Annotated in this window: 21 protein-coding genes; 7 read left to right on the top strand and 14 right to left on the bottom strand. The window is 33.8% G+C overall.

All coding sequences use genetic code 11. The annotated features are described in order from the left end of the window. Positions 1–2: 2 nt before the first annotated feature. Positions 3–1,043, bottom strand: a complete 1,041-nt coding sequence (locus tag ACN1AG_RS06435; RefSeq protein ID WP_341753644.1) for a rod shape-determining protein — start codon at positions 1,041–1,043, stop codon at positions 3–5. 187 nt (positions 1,044–1,230) lie between these two features. Next, a complete protein-coding gene (locus ACN1AG_RS06430) occupies positions 1,231–2,319 on the bottom strand; it encodes an LptF/LptG family permease (protein WP_417904763.1) in 1,089 nt (362 codons plus the stop codon). 665 nt (positions 2,320–2,984) lie between these two features. Here ACN1AG_RS06430 and pheS point away from each other — a divergent pair. The 3 genes from pheS to ACN1AG_RS06415 all read left to right on the top strand — a co-directional run bounded on the left by pheS (position 2,985) and on the right by ACN1AG_RS06415 (position 8,330). Continuing rightward, positions 2,985–4,034, top strand: a complete 1,050-nt coding sequence (pheS, locus tag ACN1AG_RS06425) for a phenylalanine--tRNA ligase subunit alpha (protein WP_417904762.1) — start codon at positions 2,985–2,987, stop codon at positions 4,032–4,034. After that, positions 4,031–6,412, top strand: coding sequence for a phenylalanine--tRNA ligase subunit beta (pheT, locus tag ACN1AG_RS06420; RefSeq protein ID WP_417904761.1), 2,382 nt, complete (start codon positions 4,031–4,033; stop codon positions 6,410–6,412). The genes pheS and pheT overlap by 4 nt, the downstream gene beginning before the upstream one ends. 640 nt (positions 6,413–7,052) lie before the next feature. Next, positions 7,053–8,330 (top strand): hypothetical protein, encoded by a 1,278-nt coding sequence (locus tag ACN1AG_RS06415; protein ID WP_417904760.1) that lies wholly within the window; start codon positions 7,053–7,055, stop codon positions 8,328–8,330. Between the two features lie 415 nt (positions 8,331–8,745). Here the strand turns inward: ACN1AG_RS06415 and ACN1AG_RS06410 are convergent, their stop codons facing one another. Together ACN1AG_RS06410 and lnt are read right to left on the bottom strand one after the other, a co-directional pair. Next, positions 8,746–9,210, bottom strand: a complete 465-nt coding sequence (locus ACN1AG_RS06410) for a helix-turn-helix domain-containing protein (protein WP_417904759.1) — start codon at positions 9,208–9,210, stop codon at positions 8,746–8,748. A 60-nt stretch (positions 9,211–9,270) separates the two neighbouring features. Then, positions 9,271–10,773, bottom strand: a complete 1,503-nt coding sequence (lnt, locus tag ACN1AG_RS06405; protein WP_417904758.1) for an apolipoprotein N-acyltransferase — start codon at positions 10,771–10,773, stop codon at positions 9,271–9,273. 86 nt (positions 10,774–10,859) lie between these two features. On the opposite strand from lnt, the gene ACN1AG_RS06400 reads away from it, so the two are divergent. Further along, entirely contained in the window at positions 10,860–11,669 is an 810-nt protein-coding gene (locus ACN1AG_RS06400) for an enoyl-ACP reductase FabI (RefSeq protein ID WP_417904757.1), read from the top strand. Between the two features lie 488 nt (positions 11,670–12,157). Here the strand turns inward: ACN1AG_RS06400 and ACN1AG_RS06395 are convergent, their stop codons facing one another. The 9 genes from ACN1AG_RS06395 to ACN1AG_RS06355 all read right to left on the bottom strand — a co-directional run bounded on the left by ACN1AG_RS06395 (position 12,158) and on the right by ACN1AG_RS06355 (position 20,084). Continuing rightward, the gene (locus ACN1AG_RS06395; protein WP_417904756.1) at positions 12,158–12,961 is read right to left on the bottom strand and encodes a DUF2163 domain-containing protein; all 804 of its coding nucleotides are present in this window, start codon (positions 12,959–12,961) and stop codon (positions 12,158–12,160) included. Then, positions 12,958–13,548 carry a TIGR02217 family protein gene (locus ACN1AG_RS06390; protein WP_417904755.1) on the bottom strand — a complete coding sequence of 197 codons (591 nt, stop codon included), beginning with the start codon at positions 13,546–13,548 and terminating at the stop codon, positions 12,958–12,960. Before ACN1AG_RS06390 ends, ACN1AG_RS06395 begins: the two co-directional genes overlap by 4 nt. After that, complete coding sequence (locus ACN1AG_RS06385; RefSeq protein ID WP_417904754.1) at positions 13,545–13,838, bottom strand: nucleotidyltransferase domain-containing protein; 294 nt, start codon at positions 13,836–13,838, stop codon at positions 13,545–13,547. Before ACN1AG_RS06385 ends, ACN1AG_RS06390 begins: the two co-directional genes overlap by 4 nt. A gap of 33 nt (positions 13,839–13,871) precedes the next feature. Next, positions 13,872–15,104 (bottom strand): Rpn family recombination-promoting nuclease/putative transposase, encoded by a 1,233-nt coding sequence (locus ACN1AG_RS06380; RefSeq protein WP_417904753.1) that lies wholly within the window; start codon positions 15,102–15,104, stop codon positions 13,872–13,874. After that, complete coding sequence (locus ACN1AG_RS06375; protein WP_417904752.1) at positions 15,094–15,432, bottom strand: phage head closure protein; 339 nt, start codon at positions 15,430–15,432, stop codon at positions 15,094–15,096. Before ACN1AG_RS06375 ends, ACN1AG_RS06380 begins: the two co-directional genes overlap by 11 nt. Positions 15,433–15,438: 6 nt before the next feature. Next, the gene (locus tag ACN1AG_RS06370; protein WP_417904751.1) at positions 15,439–15,978 is read right to left on the bottom strand and encodes a head-tail connector protein; all 540 of its coding nucleotides are present in this window, start codon (positions 15,976–15,978) and stop codon (positions 15,439–15,441) included. A gap of 325 nt (positions 15,979–16,303) precedes the next feature. Further along, entirely contained in the window at positions 16,304–17,839 is a 1,536-nt protein-coding gene (locus ACN1AG_RS06365) for a phage major capsid protein (protein ID WP_417904750.1), read from the bottom strand. Positions 17,840–18,273: 434 nt separating this feature from the next. Then, positions 18,274–19,059, bottom strand: a complete 786-nt coding sequence (locus ACN1AG_RS06360) for a TatD family hydrolase (protein ID WP_417904749.1) — start codon at positions 19,057–19,059, stop codon at positions 18,274–18,276. Continuing rightward, positions 19,056–20,084 carry a mitochondrial fission ELM1 family protein gene (locus ACN1AG_RS06355; protein ID WP_417904748.1) on the bottom strand — a complete coding sequence of 343 codons (1,029 nt, stop codon included), beginning with the start codon at positions 20,082–20,084 and terminating at the stop codon, positions 19,056–19,058. Before ACN1AG_RS06355 ends, ACN1AG_RS06360 begins: the two co-directional genes overlap by 4 nt. Before the next feature lie 387 nt (positions 20,085–20,471). Here ACN1AG_RS06355 and ACN1AG_RS06350 point away from each other — a divergent pair, with 387 nt between their 5' ends. Together ACN1AG_RS06350 and glyA are read left to right on the top strand one after the other, a co-directional pair. Then, positions 20,472–21,011 carry an invasion associated locus B family protein gene (locus tag ACN1AG_RS06350; RefSeq protein WP_341758368.1) on the top strand — a complete coding sequence of 180 codons (540 nt, stop codon included), beginning with the start codon at positions 20,472–20,474 and terminating at the stop codon, positions 21,009–21,011. Positions 21,012–21,192: 181 nt separating this feature from the next. Further along, positions 21,193–22,455, top strand: coding sequence for a serine hydroxymethyltransferase (glyA, locus tag ACN1AG_RS06345; protein ID WP_417904747.1), 1,263 nt, complete (start codon positions 21,193–21,195; stop codon positions 22,453–22,455). An 858-nt stretch (positions 22,456–23,313) separates the two neighbouring features. On the opposite strand, the gene tkt is transcribed toward glyA, so the two are convergent. After that, the gene (gene tkt, locus ACN1AG_RS06340) at positions 23,314–25,365 is read right to left on the bottom strand and encodes a transketolase (protein ID WP_417904746.1); all 2,052 of its coding nucleotides are present in this window, start codon (positions 25,363–25,365) and stop codon (positions 23,314–23,316) included. Positions 25,366–25,648: 283 nt separating this feature from the next. On the opposite strand from tkt, the gene ACN1AG_RS06335 reads away from it, so the two are divergent. Beyond that, complete coding sequence (locus tag ACN1AG_RS06335) at positions 25,649–26,521, top strand: DUF1189 family protein (protein WP_417904745.1); 873 nt, start codon at positions 25,649–25,651, stop codon at positions 26,519–26,521. Positions 26,522–26,778: the final 257 nt, after the last annotated feature.

Here is a 26,778-nt window from a genome sequence, read left to right as displayed (position 1 = left end):
GGTTAATCTTGTTTAAATAACACATGCTTGAATTTTTGAAAATCTTCTAGTACTTTTCCTGTGCCAAGAGCTACACATGATAGTGGTTGATCAGCAATAATTACCGGTAGTTTAGTTGCTTCTTTTAGGACATGATCTAGGTTTCTAAGTAATGCCCCACCACCAGTCATAACAATTCCCGTATCTACAATATCAGATGAAAGCTCTGGAGGAGTGCATTCCAACGCCACTTTTACCGCTTCGACAATTTGACTAACTGGTTCAATTAGACTGTCAGCAATTTGTCTTTCGTTTAGTAGCATTTCTTTAGGGATACCATGGATTAAATCTCGTCCTTTAATTTCCATTACTCTTGGTTCTAAACTATCATCTACGTAAGCAGCCCCAATCTGCTTTTTGATTTTTTCTGCTGTAGCTTCACCGATTAGTAAATTATAATGCCTTCTAATATAAGAAATAATAGACTCATCCATTTTATCGCCACCTACCCGTACTGATCTAGCATACACAATACCACCTAATGATAGGACAGCTACTTCTGTTGTTCCTCCACCTACATCAACAATCATTGAACCAGTTGCTTCTGTTACTGGTAACCCAGCACCAATTGCTGCTGCCATAGGTTCTTCTATAAGGTATACATCTCTACCTCCTGCACTCTCTGCTGCTTCTTGAATAGCTCTACGCTCAACTGGTGTAGAACCTGATGGTACACAAATTATAATCATTGGACCAGTAAATGATCTACGATTATGTACTGTTCTGATGAAATATTTTATCATTTCTTCAGCTCCCTTAAAGTCGGCTATAACACCATCTTTTAGTGGTCTTTTTGCTTCAATGTCTGTGGGGGTACGTCCTAACATATTTTTTGCTTCCTGACCAAATGCGTATGGCTTAAATGCTCCGTCCACTTTAATCAATGCAACTACAGAAGGTTCGTTAAGTACGATTCCTTTGCCTTTGACATACACTAAAGTATTAGCCGTACCAAGATCTATGGCCATATCACATACAAATTTCCTGAAAAATTTTGTTAGCATTTTTATTTCTCCAAAATCAAATCATTTTAACGCATCACCCTAATTCGGGATAAGAATTAATAATTCTTATATCGAACTGAGGTTAATTTAACAATCAGATGCAGAGCCGTCTCAAATCTGATTGTTTCTATAATTTTACCGAATTTGGGATAAGAATTGATAAATTCTTATCCCGAATTCGCGTGCATCAGGTTTCTTTAGAATGCATAATAACAAAATTACTGAAAAATAATATACATATATTTGGCAATAAAATAGCTAAGAAAGGGGGGGTTGCATTATATGCGAGTATTTTAAACAAAATCTCTAATAGAAAATAAATAATAAAACCTAGAAATAAGCCAATTACTAAGATTTTTTCTTGAGAATTATCACGTTGCTTAAGACTAAAAAAGCAGGCTGCTAAAATCACTGTGGTAGCCATAATTATAGGCTTAAATAACTGTTTATAGAAATAAATTTGGTAGTTAGTTATTGGTAAACCAAATTCTACTAAATGTTTAATTGTACCTGGTAAATCCCAAATAGCAATCATCTCAGGATTTATAAAACTATTTAGTAAGTTACTTATTGATAAATTTGTTGGAACGGTAAAATGCTCATATTGTTTGACATTATAGTTATCCGAAATTTTTACAGAAGTTAGTTTTAAATTATTATCAACTAAAATAGCATGTTCCCCATCAATTCTTTTTAAGAAATTATTTTTGTCATCTAAAAATAATATAATAATCTTATTTAACTTATTGTTCACTACATCAATAGACCCAGCCTGAATAATTCTTTTATTGCCTTGATAATTCTCAAAAAATAGTAAACCAGATTTTGATATTATAAAATTATTAGAAGTCTTTTTACTCAATTTTGCTTCTAAAGATTCATATTTTTGTAAACCAAATGTACCAATAGGGTTACATATAGTTATTAGTATTATACCGAAAATCACCGCTGCAAAAACCGGAACAGCAATAACCCTCCAAATATGTATACCATTGCATAAAATAGTTATTAGTTCGTTATGTTTAGTTAGTCTTTTTAGAAAAAATAACATCGCAATGAAGCTAAGAAGAGAAGCTACTTCATTAACTAAATAAGGTATTTTGTATAATACAAGTTTCCAAAAAAAATGTGTTGGAATATATACAGCTTTAAATTTTTGCAAAAGGTCAAAGATATTTGAAAGAATTAAAACCCCGATAAGCAGAAGCAATATACCGATGAAATAGCCACAATATAGCCTGAGCAGGTAAATTGAAAGAGTTTTAAAATTAATCATTTTAAAATAAAAATTGGTGACCGTAGTGGATGATTTTACAACCAAAAGTGAATCAAGAGCTATTATAACTCGATAATCAAGTTTTTTTCTGAAGGCTACAATTCATGGCAGTGTATGTCATCCCAGCGAAAGCTGGGATCTAATAATGTTTAATAGTCTTTTAGGCTATTTTTTTTAGATTCCCGCCGTTGCTAAGAATGACATTTTCTCAGCTTCTTTTCATGACTTTTAAACTGTCCTGAATTATATAATTCAATAAAAACTTGATTATCGAGTATAAAACGCCACTGGTATCATACATGTATAATATAACCTCAACTATTGATGTAATAAATTAATAGTAGGCTCAAGTAATCATCGCCATTATGTCATCCCAGCGAAAGATGGTATCTAAAACTATATAACATACCTTACTATAGCTATTTTTAGACCCCGCTACTTTCGCAGGGGTGACATCCGAAGGGGCAGGGATGACAACCCTAGGCTATTAAACCGATGTCTTACATCGAATTGAGGTTAATATAATAACTATATCAGTAATAATACTCGATAATCAAGTTTTTTCTAAGTCATTGTCAATACCATGTTATTGACATTTGCTTCTAATTAATCTAGACATATAATAAAATTTACTCTAATCTTTATGGCTCGATATTATTATTGTTATGGATCATCTAAACCAAATACTAAAATCTGCACAAAACAGAATAGAATCAACTCAAACTCTATCAGAGTTGCAACAAATTAGGGTGGAGTTTCTTGGGAAACAAAGCTTACTTAACCAAGAAATGAGAAAGCTTGGTAGTCTTGAGCAAAATGATCGCAGAAAGTTAGGCGAAGCAGTTAATATGCTTAAAGGGCAGGTTAGTAATTTGCTAGAAGCAAAACAAGCAGTCTTGGAGGAAGTTGAATTAAATAAACGATTTGCTGAAGAAAAGACAGATTTAACAATTCCAGCCCGGCAGTATAAGAAGGGGAGCATACACCCCATTACCCAAGCTACCGAAGAATTAATTCAAATATTTGCAAAATTTGGGTTAACAATTGAGTATGGTCCAACTATTGAAAATGATTGGTATAATTTTACTGCTCTAAATTTTTATGAAGATCACCCTGCAAGGCAGATGCACGATACTTTCTATCTAAAAGCAAAAGAAGGAGAACAGCCTTTATTGTTGCGTACCCATACTTCAACGATGGAAATCAGGACAATGGAAAAGGGTAAACCGCCTTTTAGGATTATTGCTCCTGGTAGAACTTATAGATCTGATTCAGATATGACTCATACACCAATGTTTCATCAGATTGAGGGGCTGGTGATCGATAAAAATATCAATATGGGACATTTAAAATACATTATTACAGAGTTTATCAAAGATTTTTTTGAACAAACAAATATTGACATACGTTTTAGACCAAGTTTTTTCCCGTTTACTGAGCCGAGTGCAGAAGTGGATATTAAGATGCAAGGTAGCAATAAATGGCTTGAGGTGCTTGGTTGTGGTATGACCCATCCAAACGTTCTTAAAAATGTTAATATAGATAGTGAGTGCTATCAAGGATTTGCCTTTGGTCTAGGTGTTGAGCGTTTTGCTATGTTAAAATATGGTATCAAGGATCTCAGGCAATTTTTTGAAGGAGATATAAGATGGTTAAAACACTATAACTTCTCTGCTTTTGACTTGCCAACTCTAGCTGGAGGATTAACAAGATGAAATTTACTTTATCTTGGTTAAAAAAATTCCTAGATACCGAGAGTTCTGTTGAGGAAATTGCTGAATGTTTAACTATGCTTGGCCTTGAAGTGGAAGAAGTAATAGATAGAAGGACGGAGCTAAAGGATTTTGAAGTAGCTCATATACTAGCTACTAAACCTCATCCATCGGCGGACAAGCTAAAAATATGTGATGTCCAAACTAAGGAAGGTATTTTACAGATAGTTTGCGGAGCAAGTAATGCTAGGGAAAATATTAAAGTAGTACTGGCAAAAATAGGTTGTGAAATCCCTAATGGTAAATTTAAAATTAAAGGGTCAGTAATACGAGGAGAAAAAAGTTGCGGAATGTTATGTTCTGAAGCAGAACTATTAGTGAGTACTAATTCTGATGGTATAATAGAACTGATGCCTGATGCTAAAATAGGAGAGCCATTTATACAATATTATGGGTATGATGACCCAGTTTTTGATATTAACGTTACCCCAAATCGTGGTGATGCTCTTGGCGTCTATGGTATAGCTAGAGATCTAGCTAGCAAGGGTATTGGTACGCTTAAAGAATTAGAAGTACCATCAATTGCCGGAGAATTTAAATCTACTGTGGCTTTAAAGATAGAAAATAAAGAAGCATGCCCATTATTCTACTTTCGGGAAATAAGAAATTTACAAAACAAGACAAGCCCTGATTGGTTAAAGCAATTATTGCAAAATATTGGGCTAAAACCGGTTTCAGCCCTAGTGGACGTCACTAACTATATATCGTATAGCTTCGGGCAACCAATGCATGCTTACGATAGAAGTAAATTATCAGATCACCTGCACATTACACTACTTAAAGAAAAAACTAAATTTCTAGCTTTAAATGGCAAAGAATATGATTTAGATGAAGGATCTTTGGTAATTCAAGATAACCAGCAAGTGCTTACTCTTGCTGGTATTATAGGAGGTAATAGTAGCAAAAGTGAGCTTGAGACGCAAAATATCTTGCTAGAAGCGGCGTGTTTTTCTGCTAAATATATTACTAAAACTGGTAGATCTCTACAGATTGATACTGATTCTAGATATCGCTTTGAACGTAATATTGATCAGGCATTTACCTTAAAAGCTTTAAATATTGCGAGTAAAATGATTTTATCTATTTGTGGAGGTGAAATTTCTGATATAGTGTATAATGGGGATATCACCTTTGCTCAAAGATTCGTGGAATTTCCTGTAGATTGTCTAGCTAAAATAACTGGTCTGAGCTTAAATAAGATAGAGATTTGTAATATTTTAGAGAAACTTGGCTTTGCTATAGTAGATATAGGTGATACTCTAAAACTTACTATACCTTCTTGGCGACATGACATAGCAATCAAAGAAGATATTGTTGAAGAAATTGTTCGTATTTATGGTTATGACAAGTTAGACTCGATTAAATTACTAGAAATGCAACTAACAAGGATTATACCTAAAGAGCAAAGAAGAATTTCTGATATTAAAAGAATTTTAGCTACTTGTGGGTATGATGAAGTCGTAACAAACTCATTCATGGATAGTGAAGTTGCAAAATTATTTGCTCCAATAAAAGAGGAATTATTTCTACTAAATCCTATTAGTGTAGATAATAATTATATGCGACCTAGCCTCATTGCAAATTTACTTAAATTAGTTCAAAAAAATTTAGCAAGATCAATTAGAGAAATTGCTTTGGTAGAAGTAGGTCCAATCTTTAACTCTTGCACATCTGATGGTGAGTTGGTTTTTGCTTCTGCAGTAAGATGTGGACAATATCATGTGAAAGATTGTCATTCTGAAGCTCGCTTAGTAGATGTTTTTGATATTAAATCTGACCTAGAAAATGTTTTAAATTATACTGGCTTATCGATTGATAAGTGCCAATTTTGTCCAACTGAGTTACCTTATTATCATCCGACAAAATCAGCTCTTATAAAACTTGGTAAAAATGTCATAGCATATTTTGGACAAATTCATCCATCTATATTAAAGCATTTTGATATTGATTGTGAGATATTTGCCTTTGAAATAAATATTGCCAATATACCATTTGCTAAAGCAAAGTTTGCTAAAAGAGACGAGTTTATTGTTTCCGACTTCCAGCCAACTTTTAGAGATTATGCTTTTGTAGTTAATCTAGAACAGCCGGTTGGCGAGATGATGACTTATATAAAAAATTCTAATAAAAAAATAATAAAATCAGTTGATCTATTTGATGTTTATGTAGGGGATAAACTACCATCTAGTAAAAAATCGGTAGCAATTAAAGTGCAATTCCAAGCAGATGATCGTACGCTAAATGAAGCAGACCTAAATTTATTGAATCAAGAAATTGTTGCAATTGTTTATGAGAAATTCCAAGGTAAGTTAAGAGAATAAACTTCTACTTTCAGACTAATTATACTATTTCCCATTATTAACTACGCTATTTAGCACTACAGTTGTAGTACTAATGTCAAAACGATGTCATCCCAGCGAAAGCTGGGATCTAATAATGTTTAATAGTCTTTTAGGCTATTTTTTTAGATTCCCGCCTACGCGGGAATGACAGCTCTAGGTAGTAACTACAACTGTAGTATTAGCGTAGTTAATAATGGGAAACGGTACTATATATCCAAAAAATGCTAAAGTAACCTAAGTTCTATATAAGACATCGTTTCATCGTATATGTCCCTACTTTGTTCATCCCTGCTTCCCTTTATGTCATTCCTGCTTCGGTGAGGAATCTATAATATCTAATAGCCTTTGAGGTTATTTTTTGGATTCCCGCCGCAGCTCGAATGACATACTAGTGATCCACGTGGCCAAAGCTTTCGCTGGGATGGCATAATGGCGAGTAGGGGTGACATAGTGGCTAGCAGGGACATCGAAAGGGAATCAAGGGTTCACCCCTAATAGGGATGATACTGATAATTTATTACATCGAAATTTGTTTTTTTTAGTTACAGTCCTTGACTTCGTTAAATTAATAACGTTATATAGTACACTTAAGAAATATTAATTAAGTAGGAGTAGTTGTATGACAAGTGGTAATGAAAACTTAAATTTTGCCAATGAATCTGTGAATAAGCTAGCTGAGGCTGCAATTGCAGCTTATGTTAGCTTGCCGCCATCTTCTCCTGATAAGAAAAATTTAGAAGATGTTGCTGAGATTATAACTAGTACGATAAATGTTGCGGATGGAAGTAACTCACAGAAAAATCTAGAAGCATTAAGCAAAAAGGTCGAAAACAGTAAAAATAGTTCCCTAATTGTTATTAAAGTAAAGGAATGGGCTCGTTCTCTTATTAAGTTTTTAAAATTTCCATTTAGTAAACAACATAAAGAAGAGTTAAAACACGTAGAAGCAGATTTTATTAAAGAACTTGAACTTATAAAAAAAAGTTACGATAAGGGTATTTCCCCTGTGCAGGAACAAATATCTACAAGCATTCCAGCAAAAGAAACCGGGCTTTTGCCCCCATCTTTGGTAGAAACTCAGCAGAAACCTCATGTAACGACGGCTACCACAGCACCGGTAGTAGTACATGAAACTGCACACTTTACTATCTCAGTGCAAGCAACAGTTACTCCTCCTAACGATCCAGTTACGCCGCCACCACCGCCTCCACCGCCTCCACCGCCTCCGCCTTCACCTTTTCATTCTGATGTAGTGCTGCAACAGATATCTCAAACTGATTTGTTGGCGGCTATAACAGGGGGTAGCTTTAAGTTAAACAAAGTAGAAGACCGAACATTAAATGAATTACCTGCAGACCAAGCAGATGATTCCTTTATGAATGAGTTGCAGAAAAAGTTGGCAGCACGTCGAGGATATGAGGGGCAAGGCGATAAGAAGCTATCTCCAACATATGCTAAAGACGCTGCTGAATTTGAAAGGCTGGGAAGAGAAGAAGAAGCACGGCAAAAAAGACAAGAGGAGATAGATGCTCCAAGGATAGCAGCAGCACTAAAGGAAGAGGCGGAAAAGAAGGCAGCAGCTGAAAAGATACTATCTCCTCCTAAGGTTCAACCTAAGTTTGGAGAAATTCCACCACCACCACCTCCGCCACTTCTTTCGCCTAGTACAAACCCACTAGCTAATATTAGAAAATTAGAAACAGCTGTAAAAGAATCCCCAATAACCAAGCCACAGACTGATCAAAATAGACTTGGGTTTGCTGTCGGCTCAGCAGATATCACAAATGCACTAGCAGGGTTGAGGAAAGCAGTCACTTCTCCTCAAAAAGAAACAGAAGCACCTACAGCAAGTTTTGGAGTAAAGCTTAAACAAAAAACAGATGCACCTACTAGGTAACCGATAAAACAGTGCAATCCAGCTCAATAGGCTTCGATGTCATTCCTAGCTAAAAGCGGGAATCCAAAAAATAGCCTGCAAAGGCTATTAGATATTATGGATTCCTCATCGAAGCGTACTAGTGTCCGGTTTAAGTTGGCGGCGTCATCTTAGGCAAGTGATATCCTTCGGTGCGAACGCTCGATCCGGGATCGAAGGGCTTCAAATTATCATAAGGATGATTTGTCAATCTTACTTAACCTCAGTTCGATATAAGAATTATTAATTCTTATATCGAACTGAGGTTACGTAGTTGTTCGATTTCTCTCTAGAGTAGTGAGTACTAGGTTTTGCTCCTCACTCTTAGTATCAAATCCAACTGACTTGACTAACTTCAAAAGTTGAACAACTTGTAAAGCTAGTTAATTACTACGGTTTAGACTTGATTACCTTGAGATGCTACTATTGAATTAATCAGTTCAACTATTTTCTGCCTAATCTGTGGATTTTGAATCTCGGTAAATCCTTCCACAAGATAAGATACTTCTTTTTCTGTATCGTATTTTAAAGGTACTAAATATTCTGCTTTATCTTCAGCAATAATATTATTTACAAGACTATTGTTGTATTGCGTATCAAATAGGTAATCCTCTGATACCTCAGTAGTTTTAGTTATATCAAGAAAATATTCAATAGATACATTTAATATTTTTGCAAAAAAATACAATATACTGCCAGCTATTGGGGTAGTAGCATCTTCATATTTTTGTATCTGTTTTACACTAAGATTAATAGCTTCACTCAATTCTTGTTGGCTTATGCCGAGCATTATACGACGCTTTTTTAAACGCATACCTACAATTATATTTATTCTTTCTTTTGATTCATTAGATTTATTCATTGTTATAATAATTTAATATTTCCCTATCTATTACAACTAATGATAGTATAGTATTCTAACTTAATCAAGTAATTTTTTATTGATAAGATTTTTTATTAAAATGTAACTAATAAGGGTAGTTATTATTGCTAACAAGGCACATATATCTCCAAATTGTGAGTATAAAGTTTCAAATTTTAGCTTGTCGGGAAGTAAGTTATCTATATAACCTACTTCATTGATGCTACGTTGTTGAATAATTCTGCCTACGGGATCTATTACAGCCGATATACCATTATTAGCCGCTCTAAGCATAGGAAGACCGTTTTCTACACTACGCATACGACTGATCTGTAAATGTTGGTATGGGCCAGTGGAGTTTCCATACCATGCATCGTTAGTGACATTAATGATCACATCTGAGAGTTTATTACTCGTTCGAACAAAATTTGGAAAAATTGATTCATAGCAAATAAGTGGTTTTATGGTTATATTAGGTTTATCAAGACTAACGATCTGTCCATCTCCTGCGGTATAATCTAACAACCCAGGGGTTAATTTCTTAAATGGGAATAGCCGTTTGAGAGGCATATACTCACCAAATGGTACTAAATGAGATTTATGATACTCAAATAATTTATTTCCCACTTCTGTTAAAGCGTATAAACTCGTATAAATTTCAAAATCCTCCCCGTTCTTACCATTATTTGTTATACCACCAGTAATTAAAATTGCCTTTTTACTTTCCAGCATCTTTAATATTTTTATTTTGATTGGTTGGTAATCATGCGGTGCTACCATAGCAGCTTCCGACCATATAATTAGGTTTACGTTGCCCGGCTCTTTAGACAATGCGATATGAAGATTAAAATTTTTCCAAAATTCTTCAACGTCCCACTTAGCAATTTGTGGAATACTTGGCTGAACTAGTCGGACTTTTATATTTGAGAAGCTGGTAGGATTGTTATGTAGCTTTAATAAACCGTAGGAAGTTATTAGAACGATTATTACCAATGAATTTGCTAATAATATTTTTAATAGATTATATTGTTTAGTAAAGATATGATAAAAACTAGTTGATATATATATTACAATAAAACTTAAACCATATATTCCTATGATACTAGAAGACTGAATTAGAATATCAGAAAATGAAAAAGCATATCCAAGCAAATTCCATGGTAACCCGGTAAATATCCATGATCTTACCCATTCAAAAAATACCCAATAAAGGCAAAAAATAAACTGATAAAAATGATGATTCTTGGCTAGGAATCCGAAACCACAGATTGTAGCAATGAAACAAGCCAAAATAATTGGTAGGCCAAATAATGCCAGTGGCACTGCCCACCAAAATTCATCAATATAAACAGTAACCCCTATACTAATCCAGTATATACTGACTAAAAAATGCCCATAGCCAAATATAAAACCTAATATAGAAGCTTCTTTCCAGCTATTAGCAATTTGTACTTGATAACATAGCAGTGCTAAGGCAAATAATCCAGGTATAAAGAAAATTGGAGCAAAAACTAAACCACTAATCATACCTGAAATCAGGGTGAATATTTTGGATGAGAACATTAATGTTATTTTGATAAAAGTTGTTTACAAAAATATACATCATGCTATTGTTTGGGCAAGGTTTTAATAAAAATAAAAGAATATATATGCAAGTTAAAGTCACTGGTTTGCTTGATGGTAAGAAGGGATTAATTACAGGTGTCGCTAATAATTTATCAATATCTTGGGCTATTGCTCAAATGGTCAAAGAACATGGTGCAAACTTAGCCTTTACCTATCAAGGAGAAGTGCTTGCAAAACGCGTTATACCACTTGCTGAAGAAATTAAGTGTGATTTCGTTGTTCCGTGTGATGTAACAGATGCAGAATCACTTGATAATTTGTTTAAAATTATTGAGCAGAAGTGGGGCAAACTCGATTTCTTGGTTCATTCTATTGCTTTTTCTGATAGAAATGAATTAAAAGGCAGATACATAGATACCTCATTGTCTAACTTTCTTAATACCATGAATATATCATGTTATTCTCTAATTGCCTTGGCAAAACGTGCAGAACCTTTGATGAAAGATGGTGGTAGTATCCTTACCCTAACTTATTATGGCTCACAAAAAGTAGTCCCTAATTATAATGTCATGGGACCTGCTAAAGCTGCGTTAGAATCTAGTGTAAAATATCTTGCAACTGATATGGGATCAAATAACATCCGAGTAAATGCCATATCAGCTGGTCCTATAAAAACTCTAGCATCTAGTGGTATTAATGATTTCAAAACTATGTTAGCTCTCCATGAAGCTGCATCGCCGTTACGCAGAAACACTTCTCAGCATGATGTTGCAGGGGCTACATTATATTTGCTGAGTACCTTAGCAAAAGGAGTTACTGGTGAAATACATTATGTAGATTGTGGCTATAACACTACAGTAGGGATGGGTAAAGCTTCTAGTAATTGCCATTAACTATACTGAATTGTATAGTTAAACCCTTAGAATCAGGTGACAAAGAACATGACGATTGTAAGTTGTCATTCCCGCGTAGGCGGGAATCTAGATACCTGCTTTCGCAGGTATGACACAAAATGTGTATCACCTAATTCAATAGGTTTCACTATATATGTCCCTGCTTCCCTTTATGTCATTCCCGCACAGGTAGCGGAATCCATAATATTCAATAGCCTTTGCAGGTTATTTTTTGGATTCCAGCTTTTAGCTAGGAATGACATAATTTTTGGTTCTGTAAGTACCATTACCATAGTACCCTACATTTTTTGTGTAATCGCACCTACAGACACCACAATCGTCATTGCGAGGAGCGGCGACAGCAGCGACGTGGCAATCTTTATGCAGTATTACGCCTCACTTCACTAGATCGCCACGGCATCTAAAGATGCCTCGCGATGACGATTATAGAAAAAAGTAGGGTATTATGGACATCTAGTCTGCCTTACCTAAATCACTTTGATAAAGTTATCATCAGGAATCAATGGCTCTCCTCTGAAATTTACTGCATTGTTGAACTTATTGCAACAAGTTATAAATTTTTTATCACAACCTACAGTAAGTAAAACAGTTTTATTATGCTTCATATTATCGGGAATTGTTTTATCCAATGTAATTAAATTCTCAGAATGACTAAGGATTTTACTATAAAACTGAGCATTAGCCTGACCATCAGCTAAACTAGCATCCCCGTAATTGAAATAACCATTTTCTTTATCAAGGTTTGAGATAACCATAGTTCTACCAAACATTTCCTTAATATTATATATCTGACTATAAACTGTTTTATCTATTTTGCATTTCAAATCACCAAAATTAGCACGACAATTCTTACTAAAAGATTGCAGTAACGACTGATTATATACATCTATATTTGGCTCTAAACGTAAAGTAAAATCCAAATCTCTTTTAGTATAAGTGATGCAGCGATAAGTAACAAAATGCCTACAAGAGTTAGCAAAACAAACATATATCTTAACTATAGCTTGTGCTAAATCATGATGTTGCTTTACTCCCTCATTCTCAAAAACTCCTTCTAAGATAATGTAATTCTGGGCAGAATCATTAAATCCTCCTTCCTTTAAAGTCACTCCAGAATTCGGAACAAATATTACATTATCAATTGATAATGATCTATCAGACTCGGTAAGATACAGATCAAGACTATCTTGTAGTTTTATATGGAAACAATAAGTAAACCCCTGTAATTCAGCTATGGGATTATCAATATTTTCTGCTAAAGCTACTGTCATATAACCTCCAATAATTCTATGGGAGATAATTCTATTGACCCGTCAGAAGAATAAAAATATTCAAAACTGTCACTAGCAAATCGCACAGCTACATCAAAAATAAAATTACCTGTCAAAATTTGATCTTTATCTAATGGTTTTGGCAAGGTTACTACTCCAGTATTATAATCAACTTGAATTGCTGTATTGATATCATTAACATAGAATTCTCCACTACCAAATACCGGTTTACTAATTGTCCTAGCATAGGGCAAAATTGGGTCTTCATATAGTTTAACCAGTTGGAATTGAGTTAATTCCCCATCACCTTTGCCAATAATTTGCCTTGATACTTGATAATCAACATTATCTCTAAAACGGAAGGCAAAATTCCCTCCTCTTCTTGCTCTAAAGAAAGAACTAAACTGTTCAAATTCAAGACTACTCAGGCGACAATTTTTAATCAAATATTTTTGTTTAGCATATTCTCTATCTAAATTTCTCACTTCTCTGCCCGATAATGTCATAGCACAAGAAGTAGCAAATTCTGGTCTGCCAACAGCAAAAGTTTCAATAAATTTTGGCATACGTATATCATGAAAATTCATAATTTCTCCTGTAAATGTGTCAGATCTTTTTCTATCAGCGACCTAAAATCCTCATTCATATCAACAAGCCATCTTTTAACATCTACTTTAATTGGCAAATCAGATTCTGCTAATTCCTCTTGCAAGTTAAGTAATTCTTCATCACTTATTAGCTCCATAATGCAGAGGTCAAGATCAGAAAATTTCCTATTGCTACCTTTACTGCGAGAGCCATATGCTTGAAATGTATATGGATATTTTTTTAAGATAGATTTCAATAATAAAAAATCTTCTTGTTCAAGATTAATCATTTAATTTCTCCAAATCATTTGAGTATACAAAGCTTATTTCTTTAGCTGTTCTATTTCTTCTATTGATAGTTTTGTATATTTAACTATTTTTTCTATCGGCTCATTATTAGCTAGCATTTCTTTTGCCATTGCTATTTTTTCTTCAGCTTTACCTTTAGTAAAATGTTCTGATAAAGCGATATTTTCTGCATCTTCCTGCAATTTAGTCCTAATATATAAGTCGTATTCTGCTGGGGTAAGCTTATACCGTTCAATCATATGGTAAGCATCTAATACCTTACTGCTCTTAATATCTTTAGGTGGTTCTGTCTCTTGTGTTGCACATTTGAATAGATGTAACCACTCATCAGCAACACTCGTTAATTGTGTTTTTTTAAATTTTCCAAGCTCTATAAATATATAAGAGAGGTCAAATAAATATTGTTTATTAGTAGTAGTCTCAACATTTTTATGAATACTTATATAAGGCACTTCTTTGTCAAATATTCTAGTTTTTACCAATGAAATCACTATTACTGGCAATAAATCCAAGTGAGTTAAACCTTCTATAAGTTGCCCAACATATGAATGGGCAGGATAATATTGTACTCTTTTTAAATAATCGGTTTCATTTTTTTTCTGCATTTCGATAATGTACCAGTTTCCTGATTCATCTTTAACTTTTAAATCAAATACACTTCTCCTACCCTTATGAATCCCCGCTAATTCTTCTACTGGAATAAATTCAATTTCCTTAATTCTGTACATTTCAGATAAATCAAGAACACTATTAAGAAATTCTTTTAAATTCTCCTTATCACGGAAGATTTTCTTAAACAAACTATCATTTGTTGGGTCTAAATATTTTTCCATATTAATTACTCCCTTTTCCTTCAATAAAGCTTTATAATCTATAGTAAGCTTAGTAGTTATAAGGTCAGAACTACGCTGAAAATTTATATTACATGCTTTCATACTAGCAACAATATAATCTTGAAGAATACATGCATTAGCTGTTAATTTATTAGTAATTTTTTCAGCAACTAAAGTCAACAGGCCTTGGTTTTTATCCCTAGCAAAAGCACTTATCTCAAATTCCACCTCGTAAATATTTTGATCTAATCTTGATATATTTTCAACTTTCAAAATATTTATTAGCAAGAACGGATATTTTGCATCCTGAACTACCGATATATAAATTCGGTCAACACTAAGTCTAATATCTTGGTCACTAGATAATAATTTATATATTGTCATGTGAAAATCATGAATAAAATTAACAGACATATATCTCTAACCCTATGATATTCAAGAATTTACTTTGTTCTGCCACGTTAATAATCCGTTTAATCTCAAATTGCCTATCTCTAAATGATATACGCATCTTGGTGGTAATGCCTTTGATAAATCTTATTTTAAACAGATAAAACCCTTCCGTCATAATATGACCAAAATTCACAGGTTCTATCGATGTAAATCGATTATCACAAATAGGTTTTATTTCAGCATAAACAGATAATTTCTCTTGCCATTTTTCTCGCTCTATTTCACTTGTAGAAAAGTTCTCTAAAATTTTTACCTGATGCTGCAGACTACGTGCTACTGATTTTTTCATTTTTAACTATATTTTTAATTGTCTATATGCTAAATACAAATTCTTAACTTCCGTTGACAAAGAAGTAGCATTTTGCCTTTCTCTGTCATACATTTCTGCTATATGCATTAATATGCCATGTCTTATTGATGCTGGGATATTAATTCTATCATAACCAGCAAAATATTCAATCATTAGTTGGTAATTTTCTAATTTTTTATTTAAGCATAATAATGATCTAGCCATATCTAGGTAATATTGCCTAGATTGCAACTCAATCGCTGATCCATCACTACTTGTTAGAGTAATTTTTACCAGCTCCTTTATCGGTTGATATTTTAACTGAAAATTTTGCTGATTTTTAATATTGCAAACAAATTCTATCCTCCTTGTTATTATCGTAAGTTTAGTAAAATTCTCAGCGGCCATAATTGCCGCATCTATTAAACTATTAATTAAATCATCATCATAATTACCTTCTATCCTCATATAGTTTTTAACTTCTACTAAAGTCCAAATAGTCTGAGGAATTAATTCAATAACCTTAAATATATTTTTTTTATACATATAATACCTAGCAAAAAAGGATGTCATCCCCGCGTAGGCGGGGATTCAAAAAATAACCTGCAGAGGCTATTAGATATTATAGATTCCCGCCTACGCTGGAATGACACCATAACTGTCGAAAGTTAGTAAATACACCTTCCCTATACGTCATGAGCTACGGAGGCTGTAAGACCGACGAAGCAATCCAGTAACATCATTTATCTATAGATTGTTTCCTAGATTGCTTCGCTTACGCTCGCTAATAGACGCTGTGGTATAGGTGTTTGTAAACTTTCAACAGTTGTGGTGCAAGCACCTTCTCGCTAATAGACGTTTTATTTCTGATTCAGCTAAATATCGCCAATTTAATAGCACTCTGATTTACTACATCGCCTCCTACTCTTTTTACTGCATAAAATTTTACAAATGGCTTATCGGTATAAGGGTCTCTCATGATATTAATACCACCACGATCTATAATTTTATATGCTGATTTAAAATCACCTATAGCAATTGCAATATTATCTTTCCTTATCACGGGCATCTCAGAACAACAAACCACAGGCACTCCAAAAATTGTTTGCTTTAAAGAGTCCGAGAGTGACTGCTGCCAAATAAAACGACCATTATTATCTTGCAGTTTTTGAATGAATGACAAGGTAGTACGGTTCATTAAAAAACTAGCATTTGCCAAATATTCTTCATCAAGTAAATTAATAAAATCCAGTAATTTTTCTGCGGTAACTTGCTCACCCATATCAAAATGTTCTATTTTATCATGATATCCAGATAAAATACCCTGTGGTCTCTTCTTACCATCTCCATTAATAAACGCATCATTTTCGGCTTTTACAAAACTATCTCTTAAACGCTCTATCAGCCAGTTCTCTATCCTAATAGCTGAATCATCTATCAAAGTTTGGCTGGCTTTTGGCTGAGCGTAAAGCTCATGTACAAAAATTCTCTGTTGCTTTAACTTAGAAGCGGTTGTTTCCTCTCTTGCCTCTAGATCGCCAACCCAACCACTAGCAAAATTGCCATCTTCAATTACTATATCAAGGGCATTACTAGAAATTATTTCAATTGATGCTAATTGCCTCATAGGTGATCTAGCGTTAATCTCAGTGATTATACTATTATATAAAGCTGGTACTAATAATACCCCACCTTCCTGCTCCCCACTATTTAAAGATTTTTGGATTAATTCACTTTGGTTACCTTTACGAATATAACTATCAAAAGCTGTTTTATACTCAATATCTTGCATCCCTCCTATTTCTGGACGAGACAAAAAATTTTCTAGATTATATATTTTCTCCTGTAACTCATTGATTTTCATCTCATTACTGTTTTGTTTGGTCATTAATTCTGTATCCATGTTATTCTCCATTAAAATTGTATCATTTGAATATATTTGTTTTGTGATATGTGAAATCTTAGCTTGGTAATTGGCTGGGAAAGTTACTATACTAACCTCAATTAATTCAGCTTCAGTGATAATTCTTTGATTTAAGTTATTGTAGTTTGCTATTTTTATATTAAAACCGATGGAAAGACTATCAACTGCCCCTTGACGGACAAGTTCTATAGCCTCTTTGCCTTTTTCAATTTTATTATTAATTACAGCTTCAACTTTTAAGCCGTAATCATCCTCTATCAAAGACTTAATTACACCTATTGGTTTTTGCCAATCATGTTGCCAAAGAAACTTGATATGCGAATGATTAGCTGAGGCAAAAGCTCCCTTAACAATTAGGTCATTATGCTGGTCAGAAATATTATAAACACTAGCATAACCTGAAATAACTACGCTATTGTCTGTACTAGATTTTATGATTAAATTTTGAATCACTTGATTCTGCTGTAAGTTTTGAGTATACATATTACCTTATAATTGCAACAACTAATGGTAATATATATTATAAATCTCTAGCACTAAGTGTTTTATGAAAAAAATTTATAAAAAAGTAAAATGAGACAAACTATCAATAATTGTTGGCGGGGTATATATATTAACCTCTATGTCATCCCTGCTTCGGTGCGGTATCTAAAAAAAGTAGATCGAAGTACTGTTGAGCATTTTTAGACCCCTGCCTACGCAGGGGTGACATCCGAAGGGGCAGGGATGACACCCTAGGCTATTAAACCGATGTCTTACTACATCGAATTGAAGTTTAATAAGGTGATAAACATATCTAACTCATTAATTAAAGTTGATTATTAACTATTAGCAGCATCATATACATTAGTCTATTATGTAAATAAATCTGATTTAAAGATATATTATTTTTATTAGCAATATGTGACAATTTCCTTTCAAACAGTAGTTGAATACATAAGATGTGTTTTAGTAAATAAAGACATAAAATTTTTGGAAGTGGCACTTGCTATTGTTTCTAGGTTTGTTTCCTTTATTTCAGCTATTTTTTCTGCTACATATTTAACAAAGGCTGGCTCATTTTGCTTTCCACGCATTGGAACGGGGGCTAGGTAAGGAGAATCTGTTTCAATTAATAATCTATCTAGTGGAATATAACGTACTATATCCTGTAAACTAGCTGCATTTTTAAAAGTTACAATTCCAGCAACCGATATATACATACCAAGGTCAAGCATTTTCTTTGCCAAATGTTTTGAGGATGTAAAGCAATGAATAAGACCGGTAAATGGTGCGTTTTGTATTTCACTGCTTAAAATATCAATAGTATCTTCTTCTGCTTCTCTTGTATGTACTATAATTGGCAACCCGGTACTTTGAGATGCTTGTATATGTTGCCCAAAAGAACCAATCTGTTTATTTTTGTCGGATGTTTGGTAATAATAATCAAGACCAGTTTCACCAATACCAATAATTTTAGGGTGATTAGAATAATCCACAATAGTTTCGCACATAGCAATTTCTTTGACTTCATTAGGATGTACGCCACATGAGGCAAATATATTACCGTATTTTACGGTTATTTCTAAAATAGTCGGTAATTCCTCAAGGGTAGTACATATAGTCTGCATGTACTGAACACCATTATCCTCAGCCCGAGCTATTATTGTTGATAAATCTTCTTTCAACATGTTTAAATGGCAATGAGAGTCAATTAATATCATGAGCGTATCCAATTTTTTGAGACTATTATATTAGCAATTTTTTCTACTTCATTAAGTGGGAGATAATTATACTGTTCAAGCTGAGTTACAGATTCGTCTAATATTCTCGCTATTGCTAATTCTACCAATTTTTGTGTAAACGATAGATGTTTAGGTGATTTAAAATTATTAGGACAAAATATGTAAAGAGGCTTGCCAGTCGAGGCTGCCTCACTACACATTGAAATCGAATCAGCAGTGGAAATTATGTAATCTGCCTGTGATAACATACCAAAATAAGGGTTAGGTTTAGTGTTTTCCTCTGTTGGATCATAAATAATGGCAGAGGAAGATATATTGTTTTTAATAATTTCTTTTGCTGAATTGGGGGTGCGTCTACTAAAACTAATAAACGAGCTATATTCTTCGCTTTTTTGTATAAGATTAGATAATATTGTTGCAATTTGGCGAGCATTATCATCGGTAAAAGTATAATTTTTACTATTACCACCGATAATTACTGAGATAAATTTCCCAAGTTTTGGATAATTTTTACGTAATTCAATACCGCCATCCTGTATTTTTGCTTGGACATTGTTCAGACCCCCAGTAATTCTCAATATACTCAAATCACTTGAGTACATATTTAGTTCTTCCTTACTAACTTTATCATGATGTGGTAAAATAATTAGATCAAATTGCTTGAACGGTAGGTTAGGGTGCATAATTTGAACAATTTTTATTCTACCATTAGACTTATGTTTTAAATAACTTGCTAAAGAAGCAGTTCTTCTCCCGGCAGAAATTATTAAGTCTGGGAATCCTTGCCTGTCTGTAATAAATTCCCACGATTGTAATAGTTCCTTTTTTACATGGATAGGGCTTAATCGGAGTAAGAAATTTGGCAAATTACCCCAAAAATTATATTCAATAGGTTTTAATTCGTAACCAAGCTTGATCTTTTCTGCTAGAGCTATGGCTTGATTGGCGTTACCTACACTGCTGTCAGCCAGTACCCAAATTTTAGGTTTAGTAGTATCTATCATATTCTTTTCTATGCTTAAACCTTATAGCTAACCTGAGAAGGTTTTAGCTACATGTTCATGTTATCTTAAATAAAAAGCAATGTCAATCCCTGCACCTTCGGATGTACCTCTAATGGCGATGATTACTTGAGCCTACTATTAATTTATTACATCGATAATTGAGGTTTATAAATAGATGACTTAATTTTAACAGATTGACAAATATATTAAATTCAGATATCCTCTAGTCCTTAAATTCGAGTAAGCGAAGAAATCTTAAGGACTAGGTTTTAAGGACTGAAAAAGAGAAATTAGGCGTCAAAATTACGACATCCTCGCTTACGAAAGGGCGACAATTCGAATCTGTCATTGCCCACTAATAATATAAATAATTAAATAAGTAGAATTATGACAAACTGTATTAAAAAATCATTGTTTGTTACAGCTGGTCTTGCTGTAATGGGTTTGGGACTATTTCTTGGTAATCCTAGTAGAGTTGATGCTGCGGTTAAAGAGGGGCAAAAATTTTCAGATTGGGTAGTTAACTGCACCACAGATGCTGAAAAAAGACAGGTCTGTTATTTAAGTCAAGCAATTAACTCTACTAATAAAGATGGTAAACAACAAGTGTTAGCTGTGTATCAAGTAGGTTATTTGGGTAGTGGTAAGGCAAAAAGTTTAAAAATGATACAAATAGTTCCTACTGATGTTTCTGTTGCTCCAGGTACGTCAATTATTAGTTCTCAAAAATTAGTTGCTCCAGGTAAGTACGTTACTTGTACAAAAGATTCTTGTCAGGCTGTTGCTGAGATATCAGATAAAGATCTTAAAGATATTTTATCAAAAGATGCTAATCCTATCGTGGGGATAATGAATTCAGCTGGTCAACAAGTAAATCTTCCACTTTCTACGAAAGGTCTTGAAGAAGGCTTGAAAGCGTTAAAGTAACCTGAGTTCACCCCAATTCGGGATAAGAATTGACAAATTCTTATCCCGAATTCGCGTGAGTTCGATATAACGTTACCGTACTCTCGATGCCATTCCCAAATGACATCGAGTGGGTGAGTGGATGACATACCTCCTCCTGAAGTTAAAAATAACTTTACAACTAAAATAGTAAGTTAGCCCAATGAGTATTTGTCCTAATAAATTATCTGAAACAGATAATGAAATATACCAAATTATTAATGCTGAAAAAAAGCGTCAGCATGATTTTATCGAATTGATTGCTTCTGAAAATTTTGTAAGCCCGGCAGTATTAGAAGCACAAGGGTCAGTTCTTACCAATAAATATGCTGAAGGATATTCAGGAAAACGCTATTATAATGGTTGTGAAGAAGTTGATAAAGCTGAGCTTTTAGCAATAGAACGAGTAAAAAAACTATTTAATTGTAACTATGCTAACGTTCAGCCTCATTCCGGCTCTCAGGCTAATCAGGCAGTATTTTTAGCCCTATTAAAACCACATGACACCATACTTGGTATGTCGCTAGATACAGGGGGGCATTTGACTCATGGTGCTTCCCCTAACTTGTCTGGCAAATGGTTTAATTCTGTGTCCTATTCGGTGAATAAAGAAACTTTCTTAATTGATTATTCACAAATAGAGCAAATGACCGTGCAGCATAAACCTAAATTGATTATAGCTGGCTATTCTGCTTACTCACGTCAATTAGATTTTAGCAAATTTAGGGAAATTGCTGATAGAGTAGGGGCATATTTGCTAGCAGATATTGCCCATATTGCCGGACTTGTTGCTACAGAGGAACATCCAAGTCCCTTACCTTATGCTCATGCTGTTACTTCTACTACTCATAAAACTCTGCGTGGTCCACGTGGTGGTATTATTCTTTCAAACGATGAGGAATTGGGCAAAAAGATAAATTCTGCTTTATTTCCTGGCATGCAAGGTGGACCGTTAATGCATATTGTTGCAGCAAAAGCAGTAGCATTTTTGGAAGCCTTAAAACCAGACTATCATCTTTATATAAAACAGGTTATGAGTAATGCAAAAGCTCTTGCTAGTAGTTTAGTGGCAAGAGGCTATGATATTTTAACTAATGGCACTGATAATCATATAGTATTAGTGGACCTGCGAAAATATGGTATAACTGGTAAGATGGCCGCAGATTCACTTGAAAGAGCCGGCATAACCTGTAATAAAAATGCTATACCATTTGATACAACTTCACCGTTTATTACTTCTGGTATTAGGCTTGGTACTCCAGCATGCACCACTAGAGGATTCAAAGAAAAGGAATTTATAGAAGTTGGCGAGATGATTTGCAACGTATTAGATGGGTTGAAATCTACGCAAGATAATAGTGATTGTGAGCAAGAAACTCGCAAGCAAGTTAAAAAATTAGTAGATAATTTCCCGATTTATGTTTAATACCATTTCCCATTATTAACTACGCTATTTAGCACTACAGTGTAGTACTAATGTCAAAACGATGTCATCCCAGCGAAAGCTGGGATATAATAATGTTTAATAGTCTTTTAGGCTATTTTTTTAGATTCCCGCCGTTGCTAAGAATGACAGCTTTGGGTAGTAACTACAACTGTAGTATACTGCTCATAAATGAAGAGTTGGTAGACGATAGAATCAAAATCAACAAGTGCAGGAGTGTCTAAGCCGAGGAGCGCAGCGTACATTAGTACGTGAGTACCGCAGGTCTTGGACAACGACAACGCAATTGTTGATTTTCATCGAGTATATTATCGTAACCTGAATTCGATGTAACAAGTTACATCGAACTTTCGTGTTATATATAGAAACAATCAGGTTTGAAGCGGTTCTACACCTGATTGTTAAAATATAACACTCCATTCAATATGTGATTTTAATAATTAAAATCACATATTACGTCAATTCGGGATAAGGATTAGTAAAAATGCTTTAGCTATAACTAATACAAGATTTTGGATATATATAAATTGCATTTCTGTGAATTCATACATTAATTGCTCTTCGTAGTGTATATATGTCTGCTATTTTGACTAATCCTTATCCCGAATTAACGTATATTGAATGATGAAAAAAGTTAAAATGCACTCGCGTCAGCCGCTTCAAGAGTGCATTTTTCCTTATAACAAAGCCAGTTCGATATAAGAATTATTAATTCTTATATCGAACTGAGGTTATCGTAGTTAATAATGGGAAATGGTATTATGTATGAATTCGGGATAAGAATTAGTTAATTCTTATCCCGAATTCGCGTATATTCAGCTACTGTTTGAAAGGAAATTGTTACATATTGCTAATAAAAATACTCTCTTTCATTTCCTTAATTTTTACCATAATCTTTTCTAGGATATTTGAAGGAGTAAGACCAAAATATGAATATACATCTTCAGAACAGCTAGATAGACCAAATTGGTCGACTCCAAAGAACAGCCCGTTTTCTCCGATGATTCGATGCCAGCCGAAACTACTTGCAGCTTCTATAGCAACTTTTAAGTTACCCCTAGATAAAATATTTTGGATATAGCTAGGTTTTTGTTTAAAAAACAGCTCAAAACATAATATTGATATGACCTCAGATTTAAAACCATGGTTAGTTAGCAGCTCTTGTACTTTTAAAGCAATTGATAATTCAGAACCTGTGGCAAATATAGTAATAGTTTGGTCGTCATCCCTATTGCTTATGTCATCAAAACCTGACAATATATACCCACCTTTAGAGCATAAATTTTGTGAACTGATGTGGTTAACTATTTGATTTTCCCCATCTTGAATCTTAGTAATTTGAGGAACAGCTTGTCTTGTTAAAGCAAGAACAGAAGGACCTTGTTTATTAGATAGTGCAATTCGCCAAGACTCGGCTGTTTCTATATAGTCTGCAGGGCGTAGTACCATCATATTTGGTAAACTTCGGAGGGCTGCTAGATGTTCAACTGGTTGGTGAGTAGGGCCGTCTTCTCCTACACCGATTGAATCATGAGTCATTATATAGATTACTTGTTGTTGCATAATAGCAGAAAGTCGCATACTTGGCTTCATATAATCAGAAAAGACTAGAAAAGTAGCACCTACAGGCAAAAATCCTGATAATGACAGTCCGTTCATGATAGAACCCATAGCATTCTCACGAACACCATAATGAATGTAGTTGCCGCTAAAATCATCTTTACTGATTACTTTACTATGATTATTTTTGATATTATTGGATAATGATAAATCAGCTGACCCAAAAATAATTTTATCAGATAGTTTGCTTAATTCTTCTACAATTCTACCGGATGAACTACGAGTTGCTTCATCTTTTACCGGGATAGGGATATTATCAAGAAAAGAACAATCGATATTAGGTCTAGCAAAATACGCTTTTTGTTCTTGACTTATATCAACAAAGTTTTCCTGCCAATTATTATAACTCACTTGATTTCTTAGCCAAGCGATGCCCCATATCTCTTTTAATTCCTCTGCTATACTAAACTCCTCATCCTTAAAACCTAAATTTTCTTTTAGCAGTTTAACTTCGTCTTTGCCAAGGGGCGAACCATGGGCTGCATTTGAATTTACCTTGTTAATAGAACCTTTGGCAATTAAAGTACGACAGGCAATGAAGTAGGGTTTATCAGAATTTTTTGCCCTAGTTAAGCTGGCATTAATTTGCTCAAAATCATGTCCATCAATAGATTCGGTAATCCAACCCATGGCAGCAAATTTAAGCAAATGGTCTTCAGATACGGTAAGGTTGGTAGGACCATCGATGGAAATTTTATTATCATCAAATAAAACTATTAAGTTATTAAGGCATAAATGCCCAGCTAAAGAAGCAGCCTCGTAGCTTATACCTTCCATTAGGCATCCATCTCCAATTATACAATAAATCTTATGATCACTAAGATCTTTGCCCAATTTTTGTTGATATTTTTTTTGACCAATTGCCATACCCACTGAAGTGGCAAATCCCTGACCTAAAGGACCTGTAGTAGCCTCAATAGCTTCATATGCCCCATATTCTGGATGTCCAGGAGTTTTTGAATGTAATTTTCGAAATTGTTTTAAATCTTCTAAGTGAAAATTTTTATAATTTGTTAAATAATAAAAACTATAAAGCAACATAGATCCATGCCCAGCTGATAGAACTAGGCGATCACGGTCAAACCAAGTTGGATCATTAGGATTGAATTTAAGAAAATCAAACACTAAAACTGTCATCACATCTGCCATGCCAAGTACCATACCTGGATGCCCTGACTTGGCATGTTCTATGCTATCACTTGCTAAAACTCTAATACAGTCACTTAATTTACAATATTTTTCTGAATATTTTGGTATTTTATTAAACTTCATTATAATAAATATTAATTTTATGTTAAAAGATATATACTTTACCAAGTGTGCAAGTTTTATTAACTTAAGTAACCTCGGTGTCATCCCTGCTTCGGTGCGGGATCTAAAATATCTAACAGTATTATCTATGCTATTTTTTTAGATTCCCGCCTACACGGGAATGACATCAGCCCTTAAAAACTATTATACTTGCTTAAACTTACACACTTGGTTACTTTTCTAGTTTCAAGAATTGGAATACATTGATAAAAATTTTTTATGAATCTACATCAAAATAGATATTATGACAACAAAACTATTATCCGTTTTCTCGTGGTTTGCTACTTTATTTCATCAATTACGGTTATCAATTAGTTCAATAAATTTTTACCAAGATGTTTATAGATCATATACAGGGTATGGAATTAAGTACATATTTACGGTATCTTTTATATCATCATTGATTTTTTGTCTTTTTATATTTAATTATTTGTTGGCTTTGACGGATTATTTTACTGAAAACCGCACTACAAAAAGCACCACAACTATTGAATATATATTAAAACAGTTACCGGAAATCTATTATGATGGTAGTAAAATTTTAGTTAATCAAGATGAACCTATATATTTACTCGATGAAAATGGTAATAAAATTGCTGTTATAGACTCAAAGAATCAACTACCTTATAGCGAGAAAATTAAAGTTCCTATCCTCTTTAGTAGCAATAATATAACCCTTACTACGATTGAAATAACTGATAAAAAAAAGAGTGCATTTAGTATTGGATATTCTAAATTATTTACTTCTGATCAAAAAATTCTAACTGAAGAAGTCATTAAAAAGCATTTTTCCGGAATCCTTACACAAGCACCGAAGGTATTTATTTACATTTTAATGCCGATAATGATAGTTTTTCGTTTTGTAACAATTTTATTCGAAAAAAGCTTTATTATCACATTAGTATATTTGTTAACTAATTATTTTGGCCCTAAATCCTCTTGGCAAACATGTACTAGGATAGTATTATTTTCAAGTGGAGTAGCCATTTTATTACAACCTATTATCGTTATATTTTTACCAGAATTGAGTGGTATGGTATCTTTTATACAGATGTTTGCCTATTTTTTACTCCTTTTGGGGATGTTACAACTACGTAATAACAGGGTAGGGGGGTGATATAGCATAGTACCCTACATTTTTTATATAACCACTATTAAAATGGCTGCTGATCGTCTATTAGCGAGGAGTCGCTGAAAGCGGCGACGCGGCAATCTAGGATACGCGAAGCGCTACTCTAAAAAAACAGCTTCGCTGTTTACCTAGATCGCCACGGTATCTAAAGATGCCTTGCGATGACGATTATAGAAAAATGTAGGGTACTATGGTGATATAGCTCCTTGCAATGACGAAAAAGAATTTTTAACTTGCAGAAT

The organism is Candidatus Tisiphia endosymbiont of Micropterix aruncella, assembly GCF_965178575.1.
Classification (GTDB): domain Bacteria; phylum Pseudomonadota; class Alphaproteobacteria; order Rickettsiales; family Rickettsiaceae; genus Tisiphia.
This window is presented reverse-complemented; position numbering and strand designations above follow the sequence as displayed.